Annotated in this window: 12 protein-coding genes; 8 read left to right on the top strand and 4 right to left on the bottom strand. The window is 71.4% G+C overall.

The window, feature by feature from the left end:
* Window positions 1-35 precede the first annotated feature (35 nt).
* The 4 genes from guaA (at window position 36) to ACOJVU_RS06400 (ending at window position 5,119) form a co-directional block, all read left to right on the top strand.
* Window positions 36-1,604, top strand: a complete 1,569-nt coding sequence (gene guaA / locus ACOJVU_RS06415; protein WP_421529010.1) for a glutamine-hydrolyzing GMP synthase — start codon at window positions 36-38, stop codon at window positions 1,602-1,604.
* 120 nt (window positions 1,605-1,724) lie between these two features.
* Window positions 1,725-2,657: an LLM class flavin-dependent oxidoreductase gene (locus tag ACOJVU_RS06410; RefSeq protein ID WP_421529009.1), complete on the top strand. Its 933-nt coding sequence runs from the start codon at window positions 1,725-1,727 to the stop codon at window positions 2,655-2,657.
* A 189-nt stretch (window positions 2,658-2,846) separates the two neighbouring features.
* Window positions 2,847-3,530, top strand: coding sequence for a hypothetical protein (locus ACOJVU_RS06405; protein ID WP_421529008.1), 684 nt, complete (start codon window positions 2,847-2,849; stop codon window positions 3,528-3,530).
* Between the two features lie 38 nt (window positions 3,531-3,568).
* Window positions 3,569-5,119, top strand: a complete 1,551-nt coding sequence (locus tag ACOJVU_RS06400; RefSeq protein ID WP_421529025.1) for a DNA polymerase Y family protein — start codon at window positions 3,569-3,571, stop codon at window positions 5,117-5,119.
* Between the two features lie 18 nt (window positions 5,120-5,137).
* Here the strand turns inward: ACOJVU_RS06400 and ACOJVU_RS06395 are convergent, their stop codons facing one another.
* Together ACOJVU_RS06395 and ACOJVU_RS06390 are read right to left on the bottom strand one after the other, a co-directional pair.
* Window positions 5,138-6,151 carry a nucleoside hydrolase gene (locus ACOJVU_RS06395; RefSeq protein ID WP_421529007.1) on the bottom strand — a complete coding sequence of 338 codons (1,014 nt, stop codon included), beginning with the start codon at window positions 6,149-6,151 and terminating at the stop codon, window positions 5,138-5,140.
* A 69-nt stretch (window positions 6,152-6,220) separates the two neighbouring features.
* Window positions 6,221-6,922, bottom strand: a complete 702-nt coding sequence (locus ACOJVU_RS06390; RefSeq protein WP_421529006.1) for a histidine phosphatase family protein — start codon at window positions 6,920-6,922, stop codon at window positions 6,221-6,223.
* 125 nt (window positions 6,923-7,047) lie between these two features.
* Here ACOJVU_RS06390 and ACOJVU_RS06385 point away from each other — a divergent pair, with 125 nt between their 5' ends.
* A complete protein-coding gene (locus ACOJVU_RS06385) occupies window positions 7,048-7,920 on the top strand; it encodes a MaoC/PaaZ C-terminal domain-containing protein (protein ID WP_421529005.1) in 873 nt (290 codons plus the stop codon).
* 56 nt (window positions 7,921-7,976) lie between these two features.
* Here the strand turns inward: ACOJVU_RS06385 and otsB are convergent, their stop codons facing one another.
* Complete coding sequence (gene otsB, locus ACOJVU_RS06380; protein ID WP_421529004.1) at window positions 7,977-9,209, bottom strand: trehalose-phosphatase; 1,233 nt, start codon at window positions 9,207-9,209, stop codon at window positions 7,977-7,979.
* 96 nt (window positions 9,210-9,305) lie between these two features.
* Between otsB and ACOJVU_RS06375 the strand changes: the two genes are divergently transcribed.
* Window positions 9,306-12,632, top strand: coding sequence for an error-prone DNA polymerase (locus ACOJVU_RS06375; protein ID WP_421529003.1), 3,327 nt, complete (start codon window positions 9,306-9,308; stop codon window positions 12,630-12,632).
* An 89-nt stretch (window positions 12,633-12,721) separates the two neighbouring features.
* Complete coding sequence (locus ACOJVU_RS06370) at window positions 12,722-13,369, top strand: nitroreductase family protein (RefSeq protein ID WP_421529002.1); 648 nt, start codon at window positions 12,722-12,724, stop codon at window positions 13,367-13,369.
* 20 nt (window positions 13,370-13,389) lie between these two features.
* Here ACOJVU_RS06370 and ACOJVU_RS06365 read toward each other — a convergent pair whose 3' ends face one another.
* A complete protein-coding gene (locus ACOJVU_RS06365; RefSeq protein ID WP_421529001.1) occupies window positions 13,390-13,854 on the bottom strand; it encodes a tRNA (cytidine(34)-2'-O)-methyltransferase in 465 nt (154 codons plus the stop codon).
* Window positions 13,855-14,125: 271 nt separating this feature from the next.
* Here ACOJVU_RS06365 and ACOJVU_RS06360 point away from each other — a divergent pair.
* Window positions 14,126-16,768: ATP-binding protein (locus ACOJVU_RS06360; RefSeq protein ID WP_421529000.1), on the top strand; the 2,643-nt coding region annotated here is incomplete at its 3' end.

Raw genomic sequence — 16,768 nt, 5'->3', positions numbered from 1 at the left:
CGGTCGCCCGACCGGCGCCCACTAAACTTTGCGGCGTGACGAAACCTGGTGATGGGGCGCCGCGGCCGGTGCTGGTGATCGACTTCGGTGCGCAGTACGCCCAGTTGATCGCCCGCCGGGTTCGCGAGGCGCAGGTCTTTTCCGAGGTCGTCCCCCACACCGTCGCGCTCGAGGAGATCAGGGCGCGCCACCCGCTGGCACTGGTGCTGTCCGGCGGGCCGGCCAGCGTCTACAGCGATGGCGCTCCGCGGACCGACCCCGCGCTGTTCGACCTGGGGGTGCCGGTGTTCGGCATCTGCTACGGGTTCCAGGCCATGGCGCAGGCCCTCGGGGGGACCGTCGCCCATACCGGCACCAGTGAGTACGGCCGCACCGAGTTGACAGTGACGGGCGGGCAGCTGCATTCCGGCCTGCCCGCGACCCAGCCGGTGTGGATGAGCCACGGCGACGCGGTCACGGCCGCGCCGGACGGGTTCGAGGTGGTGGCCAGCAGTCCGGGCGCCCCGGTGGCAGCCTTCGAGAACGTCGAGCGGCGCCTGGCCGGGGTGCAGTACCACCCGGAGGTGATGCACAGCCCGCACGGGCAGCGGGTGCTCAGCCGGTTCCTGCACGACTTCGCCGGGGCCGGCGCGGACTGGACGCCCGCCAACATCGCCGGTGCGCTGGTCGAGCAGGTGCGCGAGCAGGTCGGCGACGGCCGGGCGATCTGCGGACTGTCCGGCGGCGTGGACTCGGCCGTGGCCGCCGCGCTGGTGCAGCGCGCCATCGGCGACCGATTGACCTGCGTGTTCGTCGACCACGGGTTGTTGCGCGCCGGGGAGCGCGAGCAGGTGCAGCGCGATTTTGTCGCCGCCACCGGCGCCAACCTGGTCACCGTCGACGCGGCGGACACCTTCCTGGCCGCGCTGACGGGGGTGCACAATCCCGAGGGCAAACGCAAGATCATCGGCCGCCAGTTCATCCGGGCGTTCGAGGGCGCGGTGCGCGACATCGTGGGCGATACCGACTCGCGGGTCGACTTCCTGGTGCAGGGCACGCTGTATCCCGACGTGGTGGAGTCCGGTGGGGGCAGTGGCACCGCCAACATCAAGAGCCACCACAACGTCGGCGGCCTGCCCGACGACCTGAAGTTCACGCTCGTCGAGCCGCTGCGGCTGCTGTTCAAAGACGAGGTGCGGGCGGTGGGGCGCGAGCTGGGTCTGCCGGAGGAAATTGTGGCGCGCCAACCGTTTCCGGGGCCGGGTCTGGGTATCCGGATCGTCGGCGAGGTGACCGAGGCGCGGCTGGAGACGTTGCGGTGCGCCGACTCGATCGCGCGTGAGGAGCTGACCGCGGCCGGCCTGGACAACCAGATCTGGCAGTGCCCGGTGGTGTTGTTGGGTGACGTCCGCTCGGTCGGGGTGCAGGGCGACAACCGCACCTACGGGCACCCGATCGTGCTGCGGCCGGTGTCCAGCGAGGACGCCATGACCGCCGACTGGACGCGGGTGCCCTACGACGTGCTGGAGCGCATCTCGACCCGCATCACCAACGAGGTGGCCGAGGTCAACCGCGTGGTGCTCGACATCACGAGCAAACCGCCCGGCACGATCGAGTGGGAGTAGAACGGCCGGCGCGACGGACTGCCCGCCTTCGCGCGACAATCGCCGCGGTCCGCGTGCCCGTTTTCCGGCGGCGCGGCACCCGTGGTGGATGTGGTGTTGCGGGCGCGGAAAGGTGAAGCCATGACCACACTCGACATCGGTGTCTACGTGCCGCAGATGGGGTTCACCTATTCCGACGTGCTGCACCGCGCGCTGCGCTGCGAGGAACTCGGCATCGGCTCGGTGTGGCTCTACGACCACATGTACGGGCCCGGCGCACCGACGATTCCGTCGCTGGAGGCCTGGACGCTGGCGACCGCACTGCTGGCCCGCACCGAACGGCTCCGCGTCGGACACATGGTGCTGTGCAACCAGTTCCGCCACCCCGCGGTGCTCGCCAAGATGGCCACCACGCTCGACCAGATCTCGGGCGGGCGGCTCGAACTCGGCCTGGGCAGCGGTTCCATTCCCGACGAGCATCTGCGAATGGGATTGCCGTGGGGCACTTTCCGCGACCGCTCCGAGCGGCTCGGTGAGGCGCTCGAGATCCTCACCCAGGCGTTCGCCGGTGAGCGGGTCGACTTCACGGGCAGGCACTACACGGTCGAGGACATGCCGATCGTCCCCGGAGCGCTGCAGAAGCCGCGTCCGCCGATCGTCGTCGGCGGCGTGGGGGAGAGGTACACGCTACCGCTGGTCGCCCGGTACGCCGACGTGTGGAACGTGCCCACCTACGCGCTGGCCGAGCTGGAACGCAAACGCGACGTGCTGCGCGCCTGCTGCGCCGACATCGGACGCGACCCGGCCGACATCGTGTTGTCGGTCGAGGCCGTCATGGCGCTCGCGCCCGACGACGCGACGCTGCCCGAGGTCCGCGCGGCGGCCGAAAAGCGTTTCGGTGCGCCGGCGTTCGGGCTGCAGGAGGGCGGCCTGATCGGCACCGCGCCGCAGATCGTGCACCGCATCCAGGAACTGCAGGAGCTGGGCTTCGGGCAGATCGTGCTGTTCACCCATGATCGCGGTAGTGACCCGACGCTGGAACTGCTGGCCTCGCGGGTACTCGGCGCGCTCTGACCGGGCCGGCCACCGAGGCGCCGACACAACGCTGCTCAAAAGCACCATCAGCCACACCGGCGCCGAGTGCATGAAGCCGCCTCTCACGGTGCTTGACGGTTGGCTTGACGGCTGTCGGAGGGCAGGTGTTTACTCGCGATATCGAACATACTTTCGAATGTGGGGAACGGGCGAATTTAGGGAATGGGTATGACACCGGCTTTCGTCTCCGATCGGCGTCGGGAAAATCGCGCCGAACAGCTCGAATCGCTTCGCCGGCGGATGGCTGTGATGTCCGGGAAGACGTCCGGGAAGACGTCCGGGAAGGCCGTCGCCGACGACCCGCTGCCTGAGTCGGGATCCCGGCTGGCGCTCCCGCAGTGGCTGGCGGATTCGCTGCCGGTGGCGTTGCCGCGGGGGACGGTGGCGGTGCTGTCGGGGGCGCGGTCGCTGCTGCTGGGCGTGGTGGCTGCGGTCACGGCGGCCGGAGGCAACGCGGCCATCGTCGGCCAGCCCGACATCGGGTTGCTGGCCGCCGTGGAGATGGGTGCGGACCTGAGCCGGATCGCGGTGATACCCGATGCCGGAACCGATCCGGTGGAGGTGGCCGCGGTGCTCGTGGACGGCATGGACCTGGTGGCGCTCGGCCTGGGCGGGCGGCGGGTGCCCCAGACGCGGGCGCGGGCGGTGGTGGCGCGCGCCCGCAACAAGGGCTGCACCCTGCTGGTCACCGACGGCGAGTGGCAGGGGGCCCCGACCCGGCTCGCGGCCCGGGTCTGCGGTTACGAGCTGACGGCTGGGGGCCGGCCGGGCCTCGGGCGCATCGGCAGGGTGCGGCTGCAGGTCGGCGGGGTGTGCGCGGGCCGGACGGTCGGCCGGGCGCGGACGGGGTGATTCCGGTGGTTTCTTCCCGGGTGCTGGCGATCTGGTGCATGGACTGGCCCGCGGCCGCGGCGGCGGTGTCCGCGGACCTGTCCGCGACGGCCCCGGTCGCGGTCACGCTGGCCAACCGGGTGATCGCCTGCTCGGCGGCCGCTCGTGCGGCGGGGGTGCGCAGGGGGCTGCGCCGCCGGGAGGCGGCGGCCCGCTGCCCGCAGCTGCACGTGGCGACCGCCGATGCAGACCGCGACGCCCGCCTCTTCGAAGCGGTGATCGCGGCGGTGGACGATCTGGTGCCCCGCGCCGAGGTGCTGCGTCCCGGGCTCGTGGTGCTGCCGGTGCGCGGGGCCGCCCGCTATTTCGGGTCCGAGCAACAGGCCGCCGAGCGGCTGATCGACGCGGTGGCCGTGAGTTCAGTGGCCGGCGCCGAGTGTCAGGCCGGGGTCGCCGACCAGCTGTCCACTGCGGTCTTCGCCGCGCGCGCGGGCCGGGTCGTCGAGGCCGGGGGCGACGCGAAATTCCTGTCGGCGCTGTCGATCCGCCAGCTCGCCGCCGAACCGAGCCTGGCCGGGCCGGGCCGGGGTGAGTTATCGGATCTTTTGTGGCGGTTGGGGATTCGCACCATCGGGCAGTTCGCCGCGCTGCCCCGCCCCGACGTGGCCTCCCGGTTCGGTACCGAGGGCGTCACCGCGCACCGGTTCGCCCGCGGCGAGCCCGAGCGGGCGCCGTCCGGGCAGCAACCGCCGCCGGAGTTCGAGGCCGTGCTGGACTGCGATCCGCCGATCGACCGGGTCGATGCCGCGGCGTTCGCGGGCCGATCGCTGGCGGACACGCTGCATCGGCAGCTGATGGCCGCCGGGGTGGGATGCACCCGGCTGGCCATCCACGCCGTCACCGCCTGCGGCGAGGAACGCAGCCGGGTCTGGCGGTGCGCCGAGCCGTTGACCGAGGACGCCACCGCCGACCGGGTGCGCTGGCAGCTCGACGGGTGGCTGAGCGCCCGGAATGCCCGGGACGGTCCGACGGCACCGGTGACACTGCTGCGGCTGCGGGCCGTGGAGGTGGTGTCCGCCGAGGCGCTGCAATTGCCGCTGTGGGGCGGGCTGGGCGAGGATGACCGGCTGCGGGCCCGCCAGGCGCTGGTGCGGGTGCAGGGCCTGCTGGGGCCGGAGGCGGTGCGGGTGCCGGTGCTCTCGGGTGGTCGCGGGCCGGCCGAACGCATCACGTTGATCCCGCTGGGCGACGAGCCGGTGCCCCGAGCAGACCCCAGCCCGCCGTGGCCCGGCCGGCTGCCCGAGCCGTCTCCGTCGGTGTTGCTCGACGAGGCCGTGGAACTGCTTGACGGCCAAGGAAAGCCGGTGCGGGTGACCGGCCGTGGGCTGTTCTCCGCCGATCCCGAGCGAATGATCGTCCATGGCGCCGACGAGCGGCTGTGCTGGTGGGCCGGCCCGTGGCCGGTCGACGAGCGGTGGTGGGACCCCGACCGGGGCGCCACCGGGGCGGGGAACCGCACCGCCCGCGCACAGGTGCTGCTGGAAAGCGAGCGGGCGCTGCTGCTGTGTTATCGCCGCCGGCGCTGGTACCTCGAGGGAAGCTACGAATGACGCGTCGGGGGCATTCCCTCAGGCCAACCGGCGTGCGAACGCCCCGACCCGTTCGACGAACCGGTCGAAGAACGCCGCCTCATCGACGTGAACGCCGATGAGCGCATTGGGTTCTCGGTGCTTCGACCAGTCGGTCACGGTCATGCCGCGGGTGTGCGCGCCGGTGAGTTCGACGTCCACCGTGGCCGGGCGCGCCGTGACGAGTTCGGGTTCGAGCGCCGCCGCGACGGCCAGCGGGTCGTGCAGATGAGCGGCGAACCCGTGGCCGTTGTCGTGGTAGGCCTCCAGGTAGAACCGCATCGCGTCCTCGACCAGCCGGATCAGCGGGTTGGACGCCGTCGACCGGGTGCCGCGCGCGTCGCTCGCGCTCATCGGAGTGGTCGTCGACCCCGCGGCCGCCGCCAGCCGCACGAGGTGATCGGGCGTCATCGCGACGGTGCGGGTCAGGTCGAGCCCGCACAGGACCGGCAGCGACCCCGGCGGGTTGCTCCACGCCGCGAGCACCTCGGCAGCGGCCTCGGGATCCACGCTCATGTTCCATTCCGCCACCGGGGTGACGTTGCCGCGGTGGTCGTAGGAGCCGCCCATGATCACCAGCCGGCGCAGCAGTGTCGGCAGCGCGGGCTCGGCACGCAGCGCCAGCGCCAGGTTGGTCAACGGGCCGGTCGCCACGCCGATCAGCTCACCGGGGAAGGCGTGCGCCGCGCGCACCCACCCCGTCGCGGCGTCGTGGCCGGTGAGCTCGAGACTGCTCGGCGGCAGGTCGGCGTACCCCAGCCCCCGGGGGCCGTGCACTTGCGAGGGCGAGCGCATCGGTGCGGTCAGGGCGGCGCCGGACCCTTTGGAGACCGGCACCTCGCCGACCCGGCACAACTCGAGTAATCCCAGGTTGTTCTCGCAAACCTGTTCCACCCCAACGTTTCCGCCGGTCGAGGCGATGCCGACCAGGTCAGCGCCGGGGGTGCCCAGCAGGTAGAGCAACGCCAGCGCGTCGTCGACACCGGTGTCGACGTCGACGAATACCGGGTCCACCGACGTAAGACTACCTGCGCGCTCACGGCCACCGGGACGCCACGATGACTACCGTGAATCAGGTGGTGATCAGTTGGCGACGTTGCGGATGCCGTCCCAGTCCACCAGCGTCCAGCCGGTGACCGGGTTGCCGGTGAGCACCACGCGGCCGACGTTGGACAGGGGATGTTTGGTCAGCAGGCTGTTCCTGCCGTTCTTGGCGTTCATCAGCGTCCACACCATGATCGCCGACCCCTGGGTGACGATGACGGGTTTGGCGTGGCCGTCGCTGTAGATCTTGCGGACGGCGGCGGTGAACCGGGAGTTGAACTCGTTGCCGCTGGTCGAACCCGGGACGCTGTCCTGCCGGTCCCCGTTGAGCCAGTCCGCCGGCGCCAGCAGGTACGTCGAGGCGGCCATCGTCTCGGGTTTGCCGTTGTACCAGCCGGCGTTGATCGGCCGCAGCCCGTCGAGGACCTCGACCTGTGTGCCCATCTCGGCGGCCAGGGGCGCGGCGGTCTGCTGCGCGTCGGCCGCGTCGGAGGCGTAGACGGCGTCGAAGTCGTGACGGCCGTGCGCCATCTGCTGGGCCTGCCCCTTCCCGTCGGGGCTCAGGCCGGGGCCCGGGATCGAGGTGTCGATGAGCCCGTCGGATTCTGCCTGTGACTGGGCGTTGCGGACGAAGGTCAGGGTGATGCTTCGCGCCTGCGGGGCGCCACCGCCGCAGGCCCCGACGACGAACGCCGCGACAAGGACGGCCACCGGCTTCCAGATCTTGGTGCGCGTGGACATGGCGATAGCCTGCCCTGCCGACACCACCGGTGGGAAGGGTTTGGGATGGTTGGGTGCAGAAAAGCCTCGATTTTTGCGACAGCTTCGATGCCCAACAGAAAATTCCCGAGAGAATGGAGAGCCCCATGGCGATTGACCCCGGTGCCGTCGGCGCGGTGAGCGAACCGATGGAGTTCACCTGGACCGACCGGGACACGATGCTGTATGCGCTCGGCGTCGGCGCCGGCGTCGACGACCTGTCGTTCACCACCGAGAACAGCCACGACATCACCCAGCAGGTGCTGCCCACCTACGCGGTCATCTGCTCCCCGGCCTTCGCGGCGGCGGGCAAGATCGGGACGTTCAACCATGCCCTGCTGCTGCACGGCTCCCAGGGCATCCGGCTGCACGCGCCCCTGCCGCCGGCGGGCACGCTGTCGGTGGTCTCCGAGGTCGCCGACATCCAGGACAAGGGGGAGGGCAAGAACGCCATCGTCGTGCTGCGCGGCCGGGGTACCGACCCCGCGTCGGGCAAGCTGATCGCCGAGACGTTGACCACGCTGGTCATCCGCCAGTCTGGCGGGTTCGGCGGGCAGCCGGGTGAGCGGCCGGTCGCCCCGCAGGTTCCCGACCGCGAACCCGACGCGCGCATCGCGCTGCCCACCCGCGCGGACCAGGCGCTGATCTACCGGCTCTCCGGGGACCGCAACCCGCTGCACAGCGACCCGTGGTTCGCCCGGGAGTTGGCCGGGTTCCCCAAGCCGATCCTGCACGGGCTGTGCAGCTACGGGGTGGCCGGGCGCGCGCTGGTCGCCGAGCTGGGCAAGAACGTGGCCGCCAACGTCACCGCGATCGACGCGCGGTTCACCTCGCCGGTGTTCCCCGGCGAGACGCTGACCACGCTGATCTGGCGCACCGAACCGGGCAGGGCGGTGTTCCGCACCGAGGTGTCGGCGCCCGACGGCTCCGACGTGCGGGTGGCGCTGGACGACGGCGCGGTGGAGTTCGTGACGGATTAGATCTGCGTCAGGTCGGCGTTTGATGCCAACCAGAAGGAATAACTCAAGGCCACAGGTCAATTCACGTCAGTGTCGGTGAGCCGGCGCGCCAGCCGGTCGGTGAACTCGCTCACCGCTGCGGGACTGTCCAGCCCGAACAGCGCCGCGGTGGCGCGGTCGCCGTCCTCGTCGTGGCGCACCAGGATGGGCACGCCGTCGTCGCGGACCGCGTCGAACGCGTCCTCGTCGGTGATGTCGTCGCCCACATAGATCGGCGTCAACGTGCCCGGGCCGGCCCGGTGCAGGTGCTCGAGCACCCAGCGCAGCGTCTTGCCCTTGTCCCAGTCGATGTCCGGGCGCAACTCGATGACCTCGCGGCCGGTGGTCACCCGCAGCGCGCTGTGCCGGCCGGCCGCGCGCACCGCCGCGGCCACCTCGCCGACACGGTCACGCGCGGCGTTGCGGTAGTGCACAGCCACCCCGAATCGCTTGTGCTCCACCACGACTCCGGGAATCGAGCTGAGCCGCTCGCGCAGCTCGCCGGCGGCCCGCTCCAGCACCGGGATGGCCGCCGCGGCGGCGTCGTTGTGGTGGTGTGTCCCGTCGGGTGCGGTGAGTTCGAACCCGTGGCTGCCGGCGTACCAGATTCCGGGCACGCCGACACGCCGTGTCACGTCGGCCAGGTCGCGGCCGGACAGCACGGCGACCGGGCACTGTGCGGCCAACTTCTGCAGCGCCGCCGTCGCGCCCGCAACGGGCCGGGCCGCGTCCGGGTCGTCGACGATGTCCGACAGTGTGCCGTCGAAGTCGTAGAACACCGCCGGGTTCGACGGCGGATCCAGGGCCTGCGCCGCGTCGGGAAGCTGCGACATCCGGCGGTCCCCGGTGCGCACCGTGACCTCACCGACGTCGGTGACCACCGCGTCGGCGCCGGCCTCGTCCAGCGCGTCGCGGCGCCCCGTTCGGTCTTCTTCCTTGAGGACGCCGATGACCAACGCGAAACCGGTGTCGCGCGCGGCCGTGACTCCGGCGACGTCGCGCGCGACGACGGCGCACCGGCCCGGCTGCACGTGCAGGCGCTCGGCTGCTCCGACGGGGCCGTCGGCCCGCGCGGCGAACAGGTCCGCCGGTGCGTCACGGTGGTCGTCGGGCGTGAAGACGGCGGTGCCGAGCCCGACGTCGTGCAATCGGCGCACCAGTGTTGCCGCGGGCTCCAGCGCGGTGCCCCCGGCATCGGTCACCGCGTCGAGGTCGAACAGGACGGCGTCATGGCGGCGTGGGTCGATGACGACCGGCTCCAGCGTGTGCACGGCCCCACTTTCTCACGGAGCCCGGCGCCGCGCTCGCGTGAGCGGGTTGGTGAATCCGCCGCGTGTATCGAACGTATATTCGATAAGCTGATCCGTGTGGGCTGGTCTGGCGGGCCGCCGAGCTGGGCGGAGATGGAGCGGGTGCTCGACAGCAGGTCGCGCCACGGCGGCGCACCCCCGCAGGCCGGCCGGGAGGGTCCTCAGTCGCGCAAGCGCGCGGCGTACCACGCACCTGACGGCGGATGGGGAGCCCGCTCGCCGGTCCCGTACGCCGAATTGCACGCGCATTCGGCGTTCAGCTTTCTCGACGGCGCCAGCACCCCGGAGGAGCTGGCTGAGGAGGCGGCCCGGCTGGATCTGCGCGCTTTGGCGCTCACCGACCACGACGGGCTGTACGGGGCGGTGCGGTTCGCCCAAGCCGCCGCCGAACTCGACCTGCGCACCGTGTTCGGGGCCGAACTGTCTTTGGTGCGTCAGAGCCGCGAAGGCGGCGACATTGGGATCGGTGCCCGCACCGAGGCGCCGGACCCGCCCGGCCCGCACCTGCTGGTGCTGGCCCGCGGCCCGGAGGGCTACCGGCGGCTGTCCCGGCAACTGGCCGCCGCGCACCTGGCCGGAGGGGAGAAGGGTAAGCCCCGCTACGACTACGACGCGCTGACCCACGCCGCCGGCGGGCACTGGCACATCCTGACCGGATGCCGTAAAGGACATGTACGCCAAGCACTTTCGATCAAAGGCCCAGAGGCCGCCGAGCGGGCGCTGGCCGACCTGGTGGACCGGTTCGGCGCACACCGGGTCAGCGTCGAGTTGACCCACCACGGGCAGCCGCACGACGACGAACGCAACGCCGTGCTGGCCGGGCTGGCAGGACACTTCGGGGTCGGCGTCGTCGCCACCACCGGGGCGCATTTCGCGGGGCCGTCGCGCGGGCGGCTGGCCATGGCGATGGGGGCGATCCGGGCCCGACGGTCCCTGGATTCGGCCGCGGGCTGGCTGGCCCCACTCGGCGGTGCGCACCTGCGCTCCGGTGAGGAGATGGCCCGGCGGTTCGCGTGGTACCCCGAGGTGGTGAGCGCCGCCGCCGAACTCGGCGAGCAGTGCGCGTTCGGGCTGGCGCTGATCGCGCCGCGGTTGCCGCCGTTCGAGGTTCCCGACGGGCACACCGAGGACAGCTGGCTGCGGCAGCTGACCATGACGGGTGCCCGTGACCGCTACGGGCTCCCCGCGGCGGCCCCCCGCGCGTACGCCCAGATCGAACACGAGTTGAAAGTCATTTCTCAGCTGACGTTTCCGGGCTATTTCCTGGTGGTCCACGACATCGCCCGGTTCTGCCGCCAGAGCAACATCCTGTGCCAGGGCAGGGGATCGGCGGCCAACTCGGCGGTCTGTTACGCCCTGGGCGTCACCGCCGTCGACCCGGTGGCCAACGAGCTGCTGTTCGAGCGGTTCCTGTCGCCGGCCCGCGACGGGCCGCCCGACATCGACATGGACATCGAGTCCGATGAGCGCGAGAAGGTCATCCAGTACGTCTACGACCGCTACGGCCGCGACTACGCCGCCCAGGTCGCCAACGTCATCACCTACCGGAGCCGGATCGCGGTGCGCGACATGGCCCGCGCGCTGGGCTTCTCCCAGGGCCAGCAGGACGCCTGGAGCAAGCAGATCGGTCATCGGAACGGGTTTGGCCCCGACTCGAGCGGACAGTCGCCGGACATAGACGGCATCCCGGCGCAGGTGATCGAGCTGGCCAACCAGATCGCCAACCTGCCTCGGCACCTGGGCATCCACTCCGGGGGCATGGTGATCTGCGACCGGCCGATCGCCGACGTGTGCCCGGTCGAGTGGGCCCGCATGCCGGGCCGCAGCGTCCTGCAGTGGGACAAAGACGACTGCGCGGCAATCGGTTTGGTCAAGTTCGACCTGCTCGGGCTGGGCATGCTCTCGGCGTTGCACCACGCCATCGACCTGGTGGCCGAACACAAGGGGATCGAGGTGGACCTGGCCGCCCTCGACCTGTCCGAGCCGGCGGTGTACGAGATGCTGGCCCGCGCCGACTCGGTCGGCGTGTTCCAGGTGGAGTCGCGCGCGCAGATGGCCACGCTGCCGCGGCTGAAGCCGCGCATCTTCTACGACCTGGTGGTGGAGGTCGCGCTGATCCGCCCCGGCCCCATCCAGGGCGGCTCGGTGCACCCCTATATCCGCCGGCGCAACGGCATCGACCCGGTTGTCTACGACCACCCATCCATGGTGCCGGCGCTGCGAAAGACACTGGGGGTGCCATTGTTTCAGGAGCAGCTCATGCAGCTCGCGGTCGACTGTGCCGGTTTTTCCGCCGCCGGGGCCGACCAGCTGCGCCGTGCCATGGGCTCCAAGCGCTCGACCGAGCGCATGCGACGGCTGCGCGATCGCTTCTACGATGGCATGCGCGCGCTGCACGGCGCTCCAGCCGAGGTGATCGACCGGATCTACGAAAAAATCGAGGCATTCGCCAATTTCGGCTTCCCGGAAAGCCACGCGCTGTCCTTCGCGTCGCTGGTGTTCTACTCGGCGTGGTTCAAGCTGCACCACCCGGCGGCGTTCTGCGCGGCGCTGCTGCGCGCCCAGCCGATGGGCTTCTACTCGCCGCAGTCGCTGGTGGCCGACGCGCGCCGGCACGGCGTGGCGGTGCACGGCCCGGACGTCAACGCCAGCCTGGCCCACGCCACGCTCGAGAACACCGGCACCGAGGTCCGCCTCGGGCTGGGCGCGGTGCGCCACATCGGCGACGACCTCGCCGAGCGATTGGTGAAGGAGCGAAAAGCCAATGGCCCGTTCGCTTCCCTGCTGGACCTGACGACCCGGCTGCAACTGAGCGTGCCGCAGACCGAGGCGCTGGCGACGTCCGGGGCTTTTGCCTGTTTTTTCATGTCGCGGCGCGAGGCGTTGTGGGCGGCCGGGGCTGCGGCCACCCAGCGGCCGGACCGGTTGCCCGGGGTGGGGTCGAGCTCGCACGTCCCGGCGCTGCCGGGAATGAGCGAGCTGGAGCTGGCCGCGGCCGACGTGTGGGCCACCGGCGTCTCCTGCGACAGCTACCCGACGCAGTTCCTGCGGGCCGACCTGGACGCGATAGGGGTGGTGACCGCCGAGAAGCTGCTGAAAGTGCCCGACGGCGACCGGGTGCTGATCGCCGGCGCGGTGACCCACCGGCAGCGGCCTCACACGGCGAAGGGCGTGACGTTCCTCAACCTCGAGGACGAGACCGGGATGGTCAATGTGCTCTGCACGCCGGGGATGTGGGCGCGCCACCGCAAGCTGGCGAACACGGCGTCGGCGCTGCTGGTGCGCGGGCGGGTGCAGAACGCCGGTGGCGCGGTCACCGTCGTCGCCGAACGGCTGGGCCGCATCACCCTGGCCGCCGGCTCGCGCTCCCGCGACTTTCGCTGAAGCTCGCGCCGAGCGTGACACTGTTGCGAGATCCGCGCTGATTTTTCGCCACAGCTTCACGCTCGGCGCCGACGATTAAGCTCCCACCCATGACCCTGAACCTGTCCGTCGACGAACTCCTCACCACGACCCGCTCGGTTCGCAAACGCCTCGACTTCGACAAGCCGGTGTCCCACGACGTGCTGACCGAATGCCTCGAACTGGCGCTGCAGGCGCCCACCGGCTCCAACGCGCAGGGCTGGCAGTGGGTGTTCGTCGAGGACGCCGACAAGAAGAAGGCGATCGCCGACATCTACCTCGCCAACGCCCGCGACTACCTCAGCCTGCCCGCGGCGCAGTACCCCGACGGCGACACCCGCGGAGAGCGGATGGACAAGGTCAAGGACTCCGCCTGGTATCTCGCCGAGCACATGCACGAGGCGCCGGTGCTGCTGATCCCCTGCCTGGAGGGCAAGGTGGACAAAGCGCCGCTGGGCCTGAGCGCATCGTTCTGGGCGTCGCTGTTCCCGGCCGCGTGGAGCTTCTGCCTGGCGCTGCGCTCGCGGGGCCTGGGCACCTGCTGGACGACCCTGCACCTGATCGGTGACGGCGACAAGCGGGCCGCCGAGGTGCTCGGTATCCCGCACGACAAGTACAGCCAGGGCGGGTTGTTCCCCATCGCCTACACCAAGGGCACCGACTTCCGGCCCGCCAAGCGGCTGCCGGCCGACCAGGTCACCCACTGGGATACCTGGTAAGCACGGGGACACCTGGTGAGTCACACGCCGCCGAGGTAACCATGCTGGCGCCACGCCTCGTAGGCGGCGACGGCCGCGGCATTCGAGAGGTTCAGCGAGCGACGGCCCGCCAGCATGGGGATCCGCACCTGCCCGGTGATGTGGGAGTCGGCCAGGGTCGCCGCGTCCAGCCCGGTGGGTTCGGGGCCGAACATCAGAACATCGCCGGGCAGGTACCCGACGTCGGCGAACGAGGTGGGCGCCTGCGCGGTGAACGCGAACACCCGCGCCGGCATCAGCGCGTCCCACGCGGCCGACAGCGACGCGTGCACGGTGACCGACGCCAGGTCGTGATAGTCCAGGCCGGCCCGCCGCAACCGCGGTTCGGACAGTTCGAAGCCCAGCGGCTCGACCAGGTGCAACGCGCACCCGGTGGCGGCCGCCGTCCGGATGGCGTTGCCCGTGTTCGGCGGGATGCGCGGGGCGTAGAACAGCAGCCGGAACATGGGGTGATCATGACAAAGTGCGCAACCGGACGCACGTTGCTGTTTGCCGGTGCGGCCCGCCGCAGTGCGGGGCCGGTCCCCGGGGCTGGGTCTGCTCAGTAGCGATTCTGGTGACCTGGGCCGTGGGCTGTCATACTCGTCGGGTTGCCACGTGTTGACCGTTCGCGCCCTCTGCGCTCGGCGGGTGGAATAAAGCAGGAAGTTTCATGAGTCTCTGGTTTGTCTTGGCGCTGAACGCGAGCGCAGCGGCCGGTCACGCGGCCGCACCCGCGTGACCATGTTCACCCGCCCGGCCCGTCTGGTCGCGGCGGCGCCGTTTCCGTCCACCTCGGTCCCCACACCCGACGGGCATCGGGCGAAACGCCCGGCGGCCTGGTCGCTGGCCAACTGGCCGGTCCGCTGGAAGGTGCTGGCGATCGTGCTGGTGCCGCTGATCCTGGCGACAGTTTTCGGCGTGCTGAGGGTCCACGGCGCGATGTCCAACTCCGGAGACCTCAAGCTGGCCGCTGCCCGCGCGGACGTGCTGCCGGCGGTCACCAAATACATGTCCGCCATGGACGTCGCTCTGCTGGCGGGCTCGACCGGTCGTGACGTCGCGGGCGCCGCGAAGAACTATGAGGCGCGCAAGTACGAACTGCAGCAGCGGCTGGCCGACACCGACGTCACCCCCGACGTCCGGTCGGGGGTCGACACGCTGCTCAACGGCGGTCGGGCGCTGTTGGACGAGGTGGCCGACAACAGCATCGGCCTGCGGGAGCGGATCACCACCTACGCCCCGCTCCTGCTGACGGCCGAGGATGTCATCAACGCCTCGGTGCGCGTCGACGACCAGCGGATCCGCACCCAGGCCCAGGGCCTGAGCCGGGCGGTGGGGGCCCGCGGGCAGATGACGATGCAGAAGATCCTGGCCACCCGGGGGGCTGATCTGCCCGAGCCTGCGCTGCGGACGTCGATGATCACCCTGGCCGGCACCGAACCGTCGACGCTGTTCGGGATGAGTCAGGTGCTCGGGGTCGGCTCACCCGACGCCAAGGCGCTGCAGCAGCAGATGGTGACCCGGATGGCGATTCTGTCCGATCCGGCCAGCGTGCTCGTCGACAACCCGGATCTGCTGCGCTCGATACAGACCACTGACGACGTCGCCGGCCGGATCATCGACGACACGACGGCTTCGATCACCACGTCGGTGCGCGCCGAGGCCGCCGACCGGCACGACGCCGCCGTCGTGGATGCCGTCCTGGTGGCGGCGGCGATCCTGATCGCAGTGATCGTCGTCCTGCTGGTGGCGCGTGCGCTCGTCGTGCCGCTGCGCGTGCTGCGCGACGGCGCGCTCACAGTCGCTCACACCGACCTCGAGGAGGAGGTGGCCCGGGTCAAGGCGGGTGGCGCCGAACCGGTCCCGCAGCCGCTGCCGGTGCACACCACCGAGGAGATCGGCCAGGTCGCGCACGCGGTCGACGAGTTGCACACCCGGGCGCTGCTGCTGGCCGCCGACGAGGCGCGGCTGCGGTTGCTGGTCAACGACATGTTCGAAACCATGTCGCGGCGCAGTCGGTCCCTGGTCGACCAGCAACTGTCGCTCATCGACCGGCTGGAGCGCGACGAACAGGACCCCGAACGTCTGGACAGCCTGTTCCGGCTTGATCACCTGGCCGCCCGGCTGCGCCGCAACAGCGCCAACCTGCTGGTCCTTGCCGGTGCGCAGCTCGGCCGTGACCAGCGCGAACCGGTGCCGCTGTCGACGGTGGTCAACGCCGCGGTGTCCGAGGTGGAGGACTATCGCCGGGTCGAGATCCTCGGGCTGCCCGACTGCGCGCTGGTCGGTGCCGTCGCCGGGGGCGTGATCCACCTGTTCGCCGAGCTGATCGACAACGCGCTGAGCTACTCGCCGCCGACGACGCCGGTCCGGGTATCCGGCACACCCGGCGGTGACGGCGGCGTGCTGCTGCGGATCGCCGACGCGGGCCTGGGCATGAGCGACGCTGACCGGCGCATCGCCAACACGCGGCTACAGGAGGGCGGCGACGTCGCCCCTGATCCCACTCCCGACAATGCCCGGCACATGGGTCTGTTCGTGGTGGGCCGGATCGCCGCCCGGCACGGCATCCGGGTCGGGCTGCGCGGCCCGGCGGGCCACGAAACCGGGTCCGGCACGACGGCCGAGATCTACTTGCCGGAGGCCGTGCTCGACGGCGTGGCGCCGGCCCCGATGGAGGCGCCGCGGGCGTCGGGGCCGCGGGCGTTGTCGGTCGCCGCGACGGGCGCCGAACCTGCCGGCGCCCCGTCGGCGGATCCGGTGTCCGGGCCCGAGCCGGCGCCTCCGGGCGGATCCGGCCCGACGGTCACCCTGTTGCCGCGCCGTAACCCGGGCTCGAGCGGCATCACCGAGGTTCCCACCCCGCCGGCGCAGGAGCAGCCCCTCCGCGGCCGCCGCGAGCTGGCCACGCCGTGGTGGGAGAGCGGCCGGCGGGCCGCACCGGAGCCGGCCGCCGAAGCCCCGAAGCCCCCGAAGCCCCGAGAGGCACCGAACGCCCAGGGCCCGGCACCGACCGTGTCCGACACCTCGGCGTTCTTCGCGGCGCGTTCGCGGGAGGCGGACGAGCGTCCCAAGCCACCGGCCGCCAAGCCACCGGCCGCCAAGCCACCGGCCGCCAAGCCCGCGGGCCCGGCCGATGACGACGTGATCTACCGCCGCATGCTCTCGGAGATGCTGGGCGACCCGCACGACCTCGTCGACAGTCCGGACCTGGACTGGCAGTCGGTGTGGGACCGCGGCTGGTCGCTGGCCGCCGAGGCCGAGGACAAGCCCGTCGAGGCGCACACCGCCGAGCACGGGCTGCCGGTCCGCACTCCCGGAGCCCGGTTGGTACCCGGCGCGGCCGACGGGGCCGCCCCGAAAGACACCCCGAAAGAC

It is taken from the genome of Mycobacterium sp. THU-M104 (assembly GCF_049197365.1).
GTDB lineage: Bacteria > Actinomycetota > Actinomycetes > Mycobacteriales > Mycobacteriaceae > Mycobacterium.
The sequence above is the reverse complement of the archived record's forward strand: the minus strand, read 5'-3'. Positions and strand labels throughout refer to the sequence as shown.

Coding starts and splice junctions, on each gene's coding strand:
- ACOJVU_RS06400 (WP_421529025.1), top strand. CDS start 3,569: ATGGACTGGCCCGCGGCCGCGGCGGCGGTGTCCGCGGACCTGTCCGCG.
- ACOJVU_RS06410 (WP_421529009.1), top strand. CDS start 1,725: ATGACCACACTCGACATCGGTGTCTACGTGCCGCAGATGGGGTTCACC.
- ACOJVU_RS06390 (WP_421529006.1), bottom strand. CDS start 6,922: ATGTCCACGCGCACCAAGATCTGGAAGCCGGTGGCCGTCCTTGTCGCG.
- ACOJVU_RS06385 (WP_421529005.1), top strand. CDS start 7,048: ATGGCGATTGACCCCGGTGCCGTCGGCGCGGTGAGCGAACCGATGGAG.
- ACOJVU_RS06405 (WP_421529008.1), top strand. CDS start 2,847: ATGACACCGGCTTTCGTCTCCGATCGGCGTCGGGAAAATCGCGCCGAA.
- ACOJVU_RS06365 (WP_421529001.1), bottom strand. CDS start 13,854: ATGTTCCGGCTGCTGTTCTACGCCCCGCGCATCCCGCCGAACACGGGC.
- ACOJVU_RS06370 (WP_421529002.1), top strand. CDS start 12,722: ATGACCCTGAACCTGTCCGTCGACGAACTCCTCACCACGACCCGCTCG.